This is a genomic window from Rhizobium sp. L43 (assembly GCF_002531725.1).
In the GTDB taxonomy this organism is placed as follows: Bacteria; Pseudomonadota; Alphaproteobacteria; order Rhizobiales; family Rhizobiaceae; genus Rhizobium.
In genome coordinates this window covers 30,413-44,187 of record NZ_NWSQ01000032.1, presented here as the reverse complement: position 1 = coordinate 44,187, position 13,775 = coordinate 30,413, and the positions used below count along the sequence as shown (strand labels likewise).

Below are 13,775 nucleotides of genomic sequence, written 5' to 3'. Positions count from 1 at the left end.
CGCCGAACCGGGCCTCCTGAGCCAATGGCTTTGGTCTATCGATCTCTGCTCCCTTCCAGAACCAGCGCGAGGAAAAAGATGACCACCACCCGTCATTTTGACGTCAGCGACAGCGCGATTGAAGCTGCCGCCCGGCTCATGCGAAATGGCGAAGTTGTCGCGTTTCCGACGGAGACGGTTTACGGGCTCGGCGCGGACGCCAGCAGCCCCGCCGGGATCGAGCGCATCTATGAAGCCAAAGGACGCCCGCGGCATAATCCCCTGATTATCCACGTTTCGGACGTGGAAATGGCGCGCAGGATGGCACATTTCAATCCGGAGGCAGAGTTGGCTGCTGCCAGCTTTTGGCCGGGACCTCTGACATTGCTCCTGCCAAAGCGGGAAGACGCGGGGCTCGCAACCGCAGTTACCGCGGGCATGAAAAATGTCGCAATCCGATTTCCCTCGTCGAGTGTCGCCCAACGGCTGATCCGGGCCGTCGGATTTCCGGTGGCAGCGCCTTCAGCCAATCGTTCCGGGAAGGTCACCTCGACCCGCTTCGTGGAAGTTGTCCGCCAGTTGGACGGACGGATTTCGGGAATCGTGGAAGAAGACATATGTGATCACGGCCTGGAATCGACTATTCTGTCTTTGGTCGGATCTCCGATCATTCTACGCCACGGGTCAGTTCCGCGGGAGGCACTGGAAGCGTTACTCGGCCCGATTGACGAGGACACTGGCCCCCAAAAGGTCTCGGCACCAGGCCAGCTAAAGAGCCATTATGCTCCGGAAGCCGCCGTTCAGATGAATGTCGACCGTCCTGCCGCCAATATGGTCTGGGTCGGTTTCGGACCGGGGTGCGAGGGCTGTCAAATGACGCTGTCTTCTTCCGGTGACCTTCAGGAAGCTGCCCGCAACCTCTACACCGCCATGAGTGAAGCCGACGCCTTGGCCGGCGCGGGTGACGTGATTGCATTCGCCCCTGTGCCTCTGATTGGCCTTGGCAGGGCAATCAACGATCGGCTGAGACGAGCTGCCGCGCCCCGTTGCGCGTAGGCGGCATTTTTAAGCGATTCGCCAAATGCGGATGGCGGCATGCAAAAAACGCTTGCCTCTATAGGTATGACCTTATACCTTACACCTTGCTGATTGAGGAGTCAGGCCACGGAGGTCCTTCTGGTGAGGTTGGCGGCAGACGCCGGCGCGACCTGGCACGCATTGGGGCACGGGCTTTAATCAAACAATGACGGCATGGCGGAAGCTACATCGCTTCGACGCCTCCTACCGACATCTAGGGATGATCACATGACCGAACTTGAAACTAGACCGCTCGGAAAAAGCAAAGTGCGGGTAACTTCGCTGGGGCTAGGCACGGTGCCGCTCTCTGGCTTCAACGCCGATGTCTCCTACGGCGAATTCGAAGCGACGATCCTCGCTGGCTACGCGGTCGGAATCCGCTACTTCGATTGCGCGCCAATGTATGGCTTTGGGAAATCGGAGCATTATCTTGGCCATGCCCTCAGGGCGAACAAGCTGCGCGAAAACGTGGTGGTGAGCACCAAGGTTGGTCGTGTATTGAAGCCCGCCAGCAGGACAAAGAAGCTTGAAACCGTCTACGGCATCGAGTGGATCGACCCGCTTCCGTTTCTCGATACCTACGATTACACCTATGATGGCGTGATGCGCGCATTCGAAGACAGCCAGCAGCGCCTCGGATTGGACTATATCGACGTTCTTCTCGTGCATGACGTTGGTCGGGCATGGCACGGCGACCAAAGCGAGTTCTATTGGAATCAGCTGCGGGCCTCCGGTTATAAGGCACTGGACGAGCTTCGCTCCAGCGGAGCCGTCTCAGCCATCGGCTTGGGGGTCAACGAAACCGACTCCGTGGTCGGTGTCGCTCGTGAATTTCCGATCGACTGCTCGTTGATCGCCGGCCGCTACACCCTTTTGAATCATGCCCCGCTTGAGGCCGCGTTCGACGAGTTGCTCCAGCGGAACGTCTCCGTGATCGCCGGCGGGATCTTCAATTCCGGAATTCTGGCGACAGGCGTCGGCGGTCCCGCGGCCACTTACGATTACGGCAAGGTTCCTGCGGCCGTCGTCGAAAAGGTCAAGGCCATCGAGAGCATTTGCTCGAGATTTGCGGTGAGCTTGCCTGCAGCGGCGATGCAATTCGTTTATGCGCATCCGGCAGTGGCCACGCTGGTCATGGGTGCAAAGAGCGCATTGGAAGTCGAGCAGAACGTCAAGGCGATCAACGAGACAATACCCCCTGCATTTTGGGACGCTTTGACTGAAGCGAGCCTTCTTCCGTCAAACGCTCCGCTGCCGACGGCTGTACGATGATGGCCCGCGGAGGCACCGTTTTCGGCGGCTTCCGCTGCGAAGCGCTCGTGGGTTCGGTTCCATCGCCGGAGGCGCGCGCATGCCTCGAGGCGCTCGTCAGGACTTATGGCGAGCTTCTCGCGATCTACTCCTTCATGCATATGGCATTGAGGGAGAAGAGCATGCGCCTCTTGATTGGAGAACTCGCCGATCGCGCCACAGAGATAAAGCGATCCGTCCGTTCCTCGCTTGCGGGCTCGCGCTTTCTCGCAGGACAGGGCCACGCAGTCTACCATCTTGGACGGGCAGATGGCCTGCTTGTCGAGGCGGAGGAGCACCTGCAGCGCGGTGTCCTGGTTTCAGATGCATCCCTGCTGGGGCTGCTTTCAAATGCGGCGATCCAGCTGAAACGATCGGCCGCCATCTTAGGCACGTCGACCTTCGACACGACAGCATGCTGTGGAGGGTCCCTTGGACATGGGGAGGAAGACCATGGGAACGCATTCGATCTGGGTGCTTGAATACTCTCGAAGCCCGGTGCACCCGGTCAGCGGGGTTTTTTACGGCGCCCATAATCAGGGCACGATGAACCTGCCGTTCGCATACATTCTCATCAAGACAGGAGATGCAGTCGTTCTGGTTGATGCCGGTCACGACGCCGCCGATTTCGGAGGCCAGATCGCCAATTCGATTGGCGTTACCGGTTGGACGCCTCCGGAAATCGTTCTCGGGGAATGCGGGATCAGGCCCCAGGACGTCACGCATGTCATCCTCACGCACGCGCACTTCGATCACATTGGCGGCCTAAAGTTCTTCCCAAATGCTAAGATTTTCATTCAGAAGAAAGAATTGGAATCCTGGATGTGGATTCTGGCAAAGGGTCGGCGCTTCCGTTCATTGCAGGCCGGACTGAATCCGGCGGATATCCTCTATCTGACCCAGGCAAATATCGAAGGCCGCCTGGAGCTGGTGGAGGGAGAGCGGGAAAACCTGGTGCCAGGCGTTCACGTCTATCCGGCATTCGACACCCATACCGCAGGATCGCAATATGTGGTGGTGGAGACCGGCGGTGGAGACGGCAAGTTTATCCTGTCCGGCGACGTCATCTACACCTACAGCAACCTCACGGGTGAGGACGCCACCGATCCCTGCTTTGTGCCGCCGGGCCTTGCCAATGGCAGCCAGACACGTCTGATCGAGTCCGCCGAGGAGATGCTCAAAATCGTTGGTATGGACGAACGACGAATTGTTCCCATGCACGAGGAGCAGCTGTCAAAAATCTATCCGTCGCGTCTGACGGCTCGCCAGCTCATGCTCGTCGAGATTTGTGTGGCCGACGGAGACGTATCAAGAGTTTGATCGATTTGAAGCAGCGCGAACGCCAAGCTGCATCGTTCACAATCGTCCTCCCAAGGCGATAAGCAGAGAAAAGGCCGGGTGTCAGTTCACAGTGACTCCGGCCTTTTCCAAACACCTTGCCCGCTACGGTGATCTGCCCGGTGAAGAAGCCCTATATTCGCGCCCGCTTTGATGACGGCCCGGTAGTCCGCGATGTTCACCCTGGAGGACAAGGCCTCCATCTTCCGTGCGCGGCTGACGCGCGGGACCATTCTCCATGGCGACGACATTTGCGCTTGAACCTCCAAACCATCCTTGTTTCGTTAGAAAATGAGCGCCTTCGGCCATGCATGGAGTGGTGCAATCGCACCATCATGCGTCTTCACGTGTCCCATCATGCCAGCAGCGTCAGGGGCGTTGTCGAATAGAGCAACACAAACTAACGAAAAATGATGTTTGCATGTGATTTGTAGCGTCGGATCTTGATGTTAAAGGATCGGATTAGTGCGCCGGAGGACTAGAATATGAAGAGAGATGATCGGAGGCAGGCCATTATGGACCTGTTGGTCGCGCAGAGGGTAGTGGATCTGGACGACCTATCCGATCGGTTCGCTGTATCCAAGATGACCATCCACCGGGATCTGGATGATCTTGAGCAGGCAGGGATGCTTCGCAAGGTCCGCGGCGGGGCAACGATCGAGGCAGGAGGCCATTTCGAAAGCGATTTCCGGTTTCGCCAGCAGCAGGAGGGCGAGGCCAAGCGCCGGATGGCAGAGGCCGCCCTTGAACTCGTCGAGCCCGGCATGACGGTGATGGTCAACGACGGATCTATGGCGTCGGTGCTCGGGGAATTGCTGCCACAGAGGAGACCGCTGACGGTGATCACCAACAATGCGGCGGTCATCGATCGGCTCAAGACGGAATCAGGGATCAACCTGATTGCGGTCGGTGGACGCTATTCGATGAAGTTCAATGGTTTTTTCGGCGTCGTCGCCGAACAGGCATTGTCGCGTCTCAGCGCCGACATCGCCTTTATCTCAACGCCGGCAGTTTCTGGATTGCGCGTCTACCATATGGATGATGACGTTGTCCGCTCGAAGCGAGCGATGATTGCAAGCGCCGCGCGTCGCTGCTTGCTCTTAAACCATAAGCGCTTCAATCATACTGCTCTTCATGTCCTGGCCACCATTGACGAGTTCGAAGTTATCATCACCGACCAGGAACCGACAATCGACGTCCGCGCGGCTTTGGAAGGATCCAATGTGCAGCTTAGAGTGGCATCGCAGGAGAGGAAGTGAATATGGCCAACGATCCTTCGGGTAGATGCCGCGCAAGGCGGCACCCGTCCCCGAATCTCAAGTTCGGCCCTTGATGGGGGGAGCCCTTCCACAATCTTCTCCTGTGGGCTTCTCCTATGGACGTTCAACGCGATATCTCAGATGGACGGAGCCGAGGCCAGCGGCTTCGGCGCTCATAAACGTGAGCCTCGCCCCGCCGGCAAGCCCATCCTCGCCGCCCTCAAATATGGCCGGTGTATCCGACTTGCCTCCGATCGCAGGGAAGATGACTAGGCTGACCTCGTCAACAAGACCCTCATTCAAGAAATGGCCATTGGTTTGCGCCCCGCCTTCCAGCATCAAGCGCTTCACACCGAATTCGGTGCCGAGAACATCGAGCGCGTTTTTCAGATCGACGCCATCTTTCTCGGATACGATATAGGAAACGCCAGCCTGGGTGAGGCCCGCCAGGTAAGCATCATCCACGTCAGATCCTGTCAGGACGATAAGTTGAGCACCCTCAATGTCGTTCTTGTCCCAGCGTAGCCGACCGTCCTTATCAACGATAACAGCGAACTCGTTGGCATCCGGGTTGGCGTTATGGATCGGCCGCGGTACTGTGCCGGTTGTTTCATAGGGACGGTCGACGGCGTCTGCGAATTCCTCGCCTGTCGCTCTTCCCGAAAGCCAGGCGTCGGCACCAATCTTCTCATGCAGGTCGTCATAGACCTTCACGAGTTCCTCCACCGAATGGCCGGTCGCCTCAGCCCAATCATTGACGATCAATCGACCGTCCAGTGGCGACATCATGTGACAGATTACATGGGGTCTGGGCATTGGATTACTCCTCTACAAACATTCCACCGTCAGTGGTCTGCCTTCAACCAGGCTGCGAATTTATCCATCCAGTCGGGGTGCCAACGTGAAAGCGCCGGCCGGTTCAGGATCATGTCGTCGGCCGCCCAGCGGATCCGTCTGGCATCTATCTCCGACGTAACCGCATTATCGGGACAAATGATGTAAAAGTCCTCCTCGAGCAGACGGGCCAGGAAGTATTCCACCAACTGCTCAGCGGTCCATGCCTCATCGGGCTTGGCAGCGCCATGCGGCTTGAGTGCGATGTTCATGGGCGTCCACGTGTAGCCAGGGACGAGGAGATGAGCCGATACACGACCTCCCGTCTCCTTCAAAAGCGCGTGCGACAGCTGTTCGGTCAGGACCTTGACAGCTGCCTTTGCCACCGAATAGGCGGCATTGCCCGGAGGAGTTGTAATTCCTTCCTTGGAGCCGAGGTTGACGACCGCCGATGGTCGGGCTGCCTTGATCATGTGGGGCACGAAGACGTGTTGTGCGGCTAAAACACCTCCGAAGTTTACATCGATTTGGCGTCGCCACTTTGCAGGATCATCCCAGGGGCCGGCTCCTTGCGTAATGCCCGCGTTGTTGACAAGGACGGCGACGTCAGCAAACCGCGAAATCGTTTTGTCCCGCAACCTAGTTAGTGCCGACAGATCTGATACGTCGCCGCTCACGATCAGGATGTCCGTATCGAGTGCCGAGGCAACATCCTCAAGTGCGTCGGCGTCGAGATCCAGCAATGCGAGCTTCATGCCGCGGGCCGCGAGAGCCCTCGCGATCGCCAAGCCGATGCCCTTCGCAGCTCCCGTGATGACCGCAACGCGGCCAGGAGCAACGATGCTGTTCATTCTCTCGCTCATCATTGTCTTCCCGTCATTGGCCGTCACCGCTGGAAGGTGGGCCGGACACGCCGTCGCGTGGATTTTCTCGGCCGACGGCACCATCGCAAGAAGTGCGTCAGCGCTACGCGGGCGCTTGTGTGCTCGGACCATATCTGCTGGCTGCGAACGACAGCTCAACCTCCCTAACAACATAGGGCACTCCGCCGACCACTTGAAGTGAGCTGGATCGCACGCACCGATGAGCCGTGTTCACTCTTGGGTGCCTTCGTGACGTCGGGAATGCCTCGTCAATTTGGCTGCGGACGCGACCAAAAGGTCCCTCACTTCTGGTGTCTGCCAGATCGGTGGTTGATTTTTGCTCACCGCCCCGATCGATTTTGCTCATGTAACCAACCGGCTCCACGGGCATTAGGTCACCAGCGCCTCGAGGCGATCGAGGTGCTGATAAAACCAAAGGAGTGAAATCATGACTGGTAATAAACCACTCGCAATGGTCACGGGCGGCTCATCTGGAATAGGCTTCGAGCTTGCCAAACAATTCGCCAAGAATGGATTTGACGTCGCTATTTCAGGCTCAAGCGACAAGGTAAACGAGGCCGCCGATGCGCTACGAAGCCTTGACGCCGAAGCGTATCCGTTCAAAGCGGATGCCTCGACATACGATGGCGTTGAGGGGTTCTGGACCTTCACGCAGGGGCTGGGGCGCCCACTGGAAGCCGCGGCTCTGAACGTGGGTATCGGTATCGGCGGCGCCTTCGTCGATAACGATCTCGAGGATGAGTTTCGCCTGCTTGCAATCAATGTCACTGGGACCGTCCATATGGCCAAACGCGTCGTCCAACATATGGTCAAGAACGGCCGCGGCAGGATCCTCATCACCTCCTCGGTTTCGGCGACCCTGCCCACGCCATACGAAACCGTCTACGGCCCGTCGAAGGCATTCGGTTACATGTTCGCGGAATCTCTGCGCGAGGAGTTGCGCTCGACCGGGGTCACGGTGACGGCACTCCTTCCGGGCGCCACCAACAGCGACTTCCACGCGAACGCTGGGATGGGCGATACTAAGCTCGGTGGCCAGCAGAAAAACGACAAGACGCTCGTCGCCAAGCAGGGCTTCGAGGCCCTCATGAACGACATCGACCATGTCGTCGGCGGAGACCAGAAAACCAAGCGGCAGGTGTTGGAAAACCGGACGACCCCGGAGCCTGTTAAAGCCGCCCGGCAAGCCGAACTGACCCAACCGCAGTGAAGGAGCACATCATGGCACATCTGAAAGACAAGGTCGCAATCGTCACGGGAGCTTCCTCGGGCATTGGAGCAGCGACCGCCAAAGGATTGGCGGAAAAAGGTGCGCGCGTCGTCCTTGCCGGCCGCAATGAGGAACGCCTCAGTCAGATTGTCGAAGACATCGCCGGTTCCGGAGGTATTGCCAGCTACAAGGTTGCCGATGCCACGGATTTTGAGAGTACCAAGGCCCTCGTCCCGTTCGCCACGACGACGTACGGCCCGGTCGATATATTGGTCAACAATGCGGGCCTCATGCTCTTTTCCTATTGGAAGGATGCCGCGGTCGGCGATTGGAACAAGATGATCGATACCAACCTGCGTGGCTATCTACATGCGATTGCCGCCGTGCTGCCGTCGATGTTGGAGCGCCGGTCCGGCCGCATCCTGAATATGAGCTCTATCGCCGGCGTTCATGTCGGCGAGGCGGCAGGCGTTTATGGAGCCACGAAGTTCTTTATACGCGGTATCACCGAAAGCCTCAGAAAGGAGGTGGGCGTGGGAAGTGGGATCCAGGTGTCTATGATCAGCCCTGGCGTGATCGATACCGGCTGGGCCGACAAGGTTCATGACGAGACGGGCAGAAAGATCGCCGGAGAGCTCAACAAGCAAGGTATTCCGCCGTCGTCGGTGGCTGAAGCCGTGGTCTATGCCCTAGATCAGCCCCCGGAGATCACGATCAACGACATTGTCGTCCATCCAACCCGGCAGGACTGGTAGCCGGCGTTTTCGAAAGCTCAGAACTTGAACCTCCGGGACCGTCAGGCCGCCCGCGCGGAGGTGGTATCCGTTCCAACCGGTGCCGTCTCTCGTGGCTGTGGACAAGATGATCTTCATTGCATGACGATTAATCCCGGAGGTGCTATTATTCAGCGACCCGGCCCATCTCCCGTCGTAGCTCCCCGGATCCGACATGGATCAACTAATGTCAAATTTTTGACTGCTTCCGTGGTCATCACATACCAAAGCCAGGTTAGATGAATAAGGATTGAAGATACCAGCCGTCTGAAGCAAGGTCGGCGTCGGCCAGGGCGATCTTATTCAGTCGAAGTGGGAGTATCCATAACTCATGGTATCCACGCGGGCCGATCTGGCCGACCTTGAAACTTTCGTCGCGATCGCGAGGGCGGGGGGGTTCCGAAAGGCGGCCGCGCTTCGCGGCGTTTCCGGCTCCGCTCTCAGCCACTCGATCAGGGGTTTGGAGGCCCGTCTCGGCGTCCGTCTGTTTCATCGGACAAGCAGGAGCATCAGTCTCACCGCCGCCGGCGAAGTACTGCTTGCCGAACTAGAGCCCCGTTTCCTCGGCATCCAGGCTGCGATGGATCTCCTGGACAGTTTCAGGAGCGGTCCTACGGGCAGGGTGAGAGTGACCACGCTGCGTGACGCCGCCGAGCTGTTGATCGCTCCTCGACTGCACAGTTTTCGCAGCAACTACCCAGATGTCGAGATCGAAGTCAGCGTCGAGGATCGCTTTATCGATATGGTCGCCGAGGGTTTCGACGCGGGCATCCGCTATGGAGGAACAGTTCCCGAGGGGATGATCGCGTCGCGTCTGACTGCCGAACTTGAATGGATCGTCGTCGGCTCTCCAACCTATCTCAACGAACGAGGGCGGCCGGAGCGGCCGGAAGATCTCTTGACGCACGAGTGCATCCGGATCCGAACCGGTACAGACCACGTCTGCAAATGGGAACTTGGCGACGGAGACCGCATGGTTACCCTAGACGTCCCTGGACTGCTCACGCTCGGGGATTCAGAACTGTCCATCCGCATGGCGCAGGAGGGGGGCGGTCTCTTTTACTGCCTGCGCGCACGCGTCGAGGACAAACTGGCGGCTGGTCTGCTCGAAGTGGTGCTGCCGGACTGGTCGTCTACTGGGCCGGGTTTTCATGCATACTACGTTTCGCACCGACAGGTGCCGTCCGCGCTCCGGACGTTTCTCGACCACCTTAAGGCGCCGCTTCCGGACGATTGAAGCGACCTCGCGAGCCAGCTCCAAATTACGCAGATGCCTACATGGTATCCGAAACTCGTAGAGGTTTCGGCCTGCGCTTCAATGGATGCGTTAGCTTATACTATAACGAATTCAGATGAAAAAAGCTCATCTATTTTATGAAATATTGCGTTTGAAATAGGAGCTGAAAGCAGAGATGGTTCGATGCGTGGAGGGCATCTGAACCTGGATCGCCTTAGCGCGTAAGATGAGATGCAATACGGTTTACGAGGTCGCCGGACTATGTTCGGCGAGGGAAGAAGTATTGCGCAGATGCCGTATTAGGAGGAGGGCCGAATGAGTTTCCCCGCTGGAAAAACTGTAGATAAACGCGACAATTCTATTCTTGCTGGTCTCGAACCGGCGATCTTCTTTGGCTTTTTCGAAGAGCTGAGTGCGATCCCGCGCGGTTCTTACAACGAAAAGCAGGTCAGCGATCACATCGCCGATTTTGCCCGGGCACGCGGCTTCGAGGTTTACCAGGACGAGATCTACAATCTCCTCATCAAGAAGCCGGGCACACCCGGCTACGAAAACTCGCCGACCGTCATTCTTCATGGGCATACCGACATCGTCTGCGAGAGCGACGAGGGTGTTGACCACGACTTTGAGAACGAAGGCATCAAACTTCAGGTTATCGGCGATTTCATCCATGGGACGGGGACAACCCTTGGGGCGGACAACACCGTTGGTGTGGCTTTCGCAATGTCGTTGCTGGCATCCGACGATATCTCGCATCCGCCGCTTGAAGTCATCCTGACGGTTCAAGAAGAAGTCGGCAAGGGCGGCGCACAACACTTCGACGGCACAAAGCTTAGCGGTAAGCGCCTTCTCGACATGAACTGGCACGATCCCAAGTCGCTTTTCGCAGGCTGCGCTGGCGATATTTCAGTGCGCTTCAAGATTCCGGTTCAGTGGGAACCGCGCGTTTCGGGGCAGGCCGCCCTTTCGCTGCGGATCTCCGGCCTGAGCAGCGGTCATTCCGAATTCGACATCCATCTTGAACGCGCTAACGCGATCGTCCAGCTCGGACGGCTGCTCCGGATTGCCATCCGGGATGCTGGGGCCAGCGTAGCCGAAGTCAAGGGTGGCGTGAACCGTTACGTTATCCCGGGTGAGGCGGAGGCGATCATTTCGATCGATGCCTCGCGGATTGTCGATCTCAGACAGAGAATTGAAGCGGAAGCGGCTTCGATTGCGCTTGAGTACAAAGCAAGCGATCCCAACCTCAAGGTCACAGTCAGCGAGTCAGGGAGGCAGATTACTGAAGTCTTCTCGGCTCAGTCCGCCCGGGCGCTGGTCGATGCCCTGAACCTGCTTCCCAACGGCGTCCAGAGCAAGAGCCTTCAAGTCGAGGGCCTCGTCGAGAGCTCCAACACCGTGGCGTTGCTTTCAAGCGATAAAGAGGCCATCGAAATCGTCAATACGGTCCCAAGCGCCGTCAGCTCCCGTCGCTACAACATCGTCGACAAAATCCGGCAGCTGTCAGAACTCATCGGCAACGGCGCGAGCGTGGAGACATTCGCGGATTGCCCGGAATGGCCATACAATCCTCATTCGCGAATGCTCAACGCCGCCAAAGCCGCTTACGAGCGCGAGTTCGGCGAGCAGCCACATGTGGAAGTCTCTCACTCCAGTCTCGAGCTCGGCCTTTTTCGAAAGAAGGTTCCTGACATTGACATGCTGTCGATCGGACCGGAAGCGTTCGACGTCCACACCACGCGCGAGCGCCTCAACCACACGACAGTCGATCCGACCTGGCGGCTTCTCAAGTCGCTGCTCCGCGAACTCCGGACCTAAGGTACTAAAATGCCAAAACTGCCAAGCTACTTCGGCAATTTCCCACATCCGCCCAGCGAAAAGAAGCCGGTCCATCTGACGCGCGATAGCTACAAGATGTTCATCTATACGGGGACGAAGCCGTACTCGAGCGACCTCAACTACCTGCTCGCCAGCACGGACCAGCAGACCACTGGCATCTATCAGCTCGCGCCGGGAAGCAACTTCGACCCGGCCGACATTCACGCGGGTGACGAGGTGTACTATGTCCTCGAAGGTGTTGTGCATCTCCTAAACCCCGAAACCGGGCAGACAGAGGAACTCGGACCCGGTGACGCGGTGCTTATCCCCAAGGGCGCTCCGCATCGCGGCTATAACTTCAGCGACAAGGCTGCAGTTATCCTGTTTTGCATCGCACCGCGTATCTGGGACGAGAATGGCCCTCCGACCGGCTATGACGGGCCGACGCGCCTCTATAAGCACGAAGGGAGAGCGTGATGAGCCTTGAGAAACTCGGAGCCTATCCAGTAGACGGCGCTCAGGCGCGCAAGAGGGGCGACCTGGTGAAGGTCGCAAAAAGCGATCGTCTGAACATCGTCTCCGGCCGCGATCATCCCGTTCTCGTCCAGTTCTGCGTCAGCAACGATTACATGCACGTCGGAGAGCTGACTATCCCTGTGGGTGGCGTTGGACCGCGCGCGAGCGAACCCGACAGCCATGGAGGGGACGCAGTCTTCTACGTTCTGCAAGGCCCCGCAACCTTCTATTTGGCGGATACCGACGAAACCTTTCACATCCGTGACGGCGAGTCTTTCTTCCTGCCCGGCGGCATCAGCTACCAGTGCCTAAACTACGGCTCCAACCCGATCCGGATGGTCTTCACGATCGCACCGGGACTGTAAGCCGAAGATTTGAATCTCAGATTGCCAAGCTTCGCCGCGGACCCGTTCCGCGGTTGGGAAAACTTTGTCTTGTCACCACCAGGGAGGATCATGTGACAATTTTCAGACGGACGTTAATCTTCGGTGCTGCTCTCGGGCTCACCGCTTCGCTTTCCTTCAGCCCAGCGCTTGCACAGCAGTTGGATTATTCGAAGGTGTTTCCTGGCATCTTGATGGACAAGGACATCAAGCCCACAGGCCAGGAAGTCAAACCCGCTAAGAAGGATAACCGCCCGCTCAAGGTCGGCTTCCTGCCGACGGCGATGGACACCTACTATCAGCGTGTTCTGGCTGGCGTGAAAGAAGAAATCGATAAGCGCGGTGGCGACGGCACTATCCAGCTTCTCGTGCAAGCTCCGAGCAGCCAGTCTGCCACGGACGACCAGATCAGGACCATGGAAGCCTGGATCAACGACGGTGTGGATGCGATCGCGGTTGCCTTATACAACGAAGGCGCGTTGCTGCCCTCCATCCGGCGCGCCACCGAGGCGGGCATTCCGATCTTCCTCTTCAATTCACCCGTCGCCGACAACCCATATTATGTCAGCGATATCGGCTACGACCAGAGTGACGGTGGTCGTGCGCAGGCGCAATGGCTGGTTGACACCTATGGCGACAAGGAAGTCAAGCTCGGGATCCTGGAGGGCCTGCCCGGTCCGCATACGAGCCAGCGCATGAAGGGTTTCAATGAGGTCATCTCGAAGCACCCCAACTTCAAAATCGTCGCTCAGCAGCCGGCTGGCTGGGTGCGTGCCCAAGGCCTGTCGGTGACTGAAAACATGTTCACCGCCAACCCCGATATCGAAGTCCTCGTCGCGCTCTACGACGAGATGGCCCTTGGCGGTCTGCAGGCCCTCAAGGCTAAGGGGCTGAACGGCAAGGTGGCAATCGTCGGCTACGAAAATATGAAGGAAGCCAACGACGCGATCCTCACCGGCGACTTTGCAGCAACGGTCGACACCGGGGCCAAGGAAGAAGGTCGCAACATCATTCGAGCGGTGGATGAGTTCGTGATGAAGGGCACCGCCCTGCCGAAGAAGATCTTCGTGGCGCCCAAAACCTACGATGCGAAGAACATCAAGACCTTCGATCAGAACGACTACGTCTACGTCCAGCAGAAGTAGATGTGACAGTACGCGGCCCCGCCTCGCGCGGG

The 13,775-nt window shown here is 58.1% G+C and carries 14 protein-coding genes; 12 read left to right on the top strand and 2 right to left on the bottom strand.

The genetic code is table 11. From position 1 onward, the window contains the following. Positions 1-78 precede the first annotated feature (78 nt). The 5 genes from CO667_RS29300 to CO667_RS29280 all read left to right on the top strand — a co-directional run bounded on the left by CO667_RS29300 (position 79) and on the right by CO667_RS29280 (position 4,943). A complete protein-coding gene (locus CO667_RS29300; RefSeq protein ID WP_064843713.1) occupies positions 79-1,035 on the top strand; it encodes an L-threonylcarbamoyladenylate synthase in 957 nt (318 codons plus the stop codon). 249 nt (positions 1,036-1,284) lie between these two features. Further along, positions 1,285-2,328, top strand: coding sequence for an aldo/keto reductase (locus tag CO667_RS29295; protein ID WP_096771277.1), 1,044 nt, complete (start codon positions 1,285-1,287; stop codon positions 2,326-2,328). Continuing rightward, positions 2,325-2,828: a hypothetical protein gene (locus CO667_RS29290; protein WP_237359381.1), complete on the top strand. Its 504-nt coding sequence runs from the start codon at positions 2,325-2,327 to the stop codon at positions 2,826-2,828. The genes CO667_RS29295 and CO667_RS29290 overlap by 4 nt, the downstream gene beginning before the upstream one ends. Continuing rightward, a complete protein-coding gene (locus tag CO667_RS29285; protein ID WP_040140026.1) occupies positions 2,800-3,666 on the top strand; it encodes an N-acyl homoserine lactonase family protein in 867 nt (288 codons plus the stop codon). The genes CO667_RS29290 and CO667_RS29285 overlap by 29 nt, the downstream gene beginning before the upstream one ends. A gap of 503 nt (positions 3,667-4,169) precedes the next feature. After that, positions 4,170-4,943, top strand: coding sequence for a DeoR/GlpR family DNA-binding transcription regulator (locus tag CO667_RS29280; protein WP_040140030.1), 774 nt, complete (start codon positions 4,170-4,172; stop codon positions 4,941-4,943). 114 nt (positions 4,944-5,057) lie between these two features. Here CO667_RS29280 and CO667_RS29275 read toward each other — a convergent pair whose 3' ends face one another. Continuing rightward, on the bottom strand, positions 5,058-5,759 hold the full coding sequence (locus CO667_RS29275) for a RibD family protein (protein ID WP_064843716.1): 702 nt from the start codon (positions 5,757-5,759) through the stop codon (positions 5,058-5,060). Between the two features lie 29 nt (positions 5,760-5,788). Continuing rightward, complete coding sequence (locus tag CO667_RS29270) at positions 5,789-6,640, bottom strand: SDR family NAD(P)-dependent oxidoreductase (RefSeq protein ID WP_040140034.1); 852 nt, start codon at positions 6,638-6,640, stop codon at positions 5,789-5,791. A gap of 448 nt (positions 6,641-7,088) precedes the next feature. Between CO667_RS29270 and CO667_RS29265 the strand changes: the two genes are divergently transcribed. The 7 genes from CO667_RS29265 to CO667_RS29235 all read left to right on the top strand — a co-directional run bounded on the left by CO667_RS29265 (position 7,089) and on the right by CO667_RS29235 (position 13,743). After that, positions 7,089-7,871 carry an SDR family NAD(P)-dependent oxidoreductase gene (locus CO667_RS29265; RefSeq protein WP_028753504.1) on the top strand — a complete coding sequence of 261 codons (783 nt, stop codon included), beginning with the start codon at positions 7,089-7,091 and terminating at the stop codon, positions 7,869-7,871. 11 nt (positions 7,872-7,882) lie between these two features. After that, positions 7,883-8,626 (top strand): SDR family oxidoreductase, encoded by a 744-nt coding sequence (locus CO667_RS29260; protein ID WP_064843717.1) that lies wholly within the window; start codon positions 7,883-7,885, stop codon positions 8,624-8,626. 349 nt (positions 8,627-8,975) lie between these two features. After that, positions 8,976-9,881 (top strand): LysR family transcriptional regulator, encoded by a 906-nt coding sequence (locus CO667_RS29255; RefSeq protein WP_004129742.1) that lies wholly within the window; start codon positions 8,976-8,978, stop codon positions 9,879-9,881. Between the two features lie 315 nt (positions 9,882-10,196). Further along, positions 10,197-11,699 carry an aminoacyl-histidine dipeptidase gene (locus CO667_RS29250; protein WP_064843719.1) on the top strand — a complete coding sequence of 501 codons (1,503 nt, stop codon included), beginning with the start codon at positions 10,197-10,199 and terminating at the stop codon, positions 11,697-11,699. A gap of 9 nt (positions 11,700-11,708) precedes the next feature. Then, entirely contained in the window at positions 11,709-12,176 is a 468-nt protein-coding gene (locus CO667_RS29245) for a cupin domain-containing protein (protein WP_004129736.1), read from the top strand. Next, complete coding sequence (locus CO667_RS29240) at positions 12,176-12,580, top strand: cupin domain-containing protein (protein WP_064843721.1); 405 nt, start codon at positions 12,176-12,178, stop codon at positions 12,578-12,580. Before CO667_RS29245 ends, CO667_RS29240 begins: the two co-directional genes overlap by 1 nt. Positions 12,581-12,792: 212 nt before the next feature. Beyond that, complete coding sequence (locus tag CO667_RS29235; RefSeq protein ID WP_234705230.1) at positions 12,793-13,743, top strand: sugar ABC transporter substrate-binding protein; 951 nt, start codon at positions 12,793-12,795, stop codon at positions 13,741-13,743. Positions 13,744-13,775: the final 32 nt, after the last annotated feature.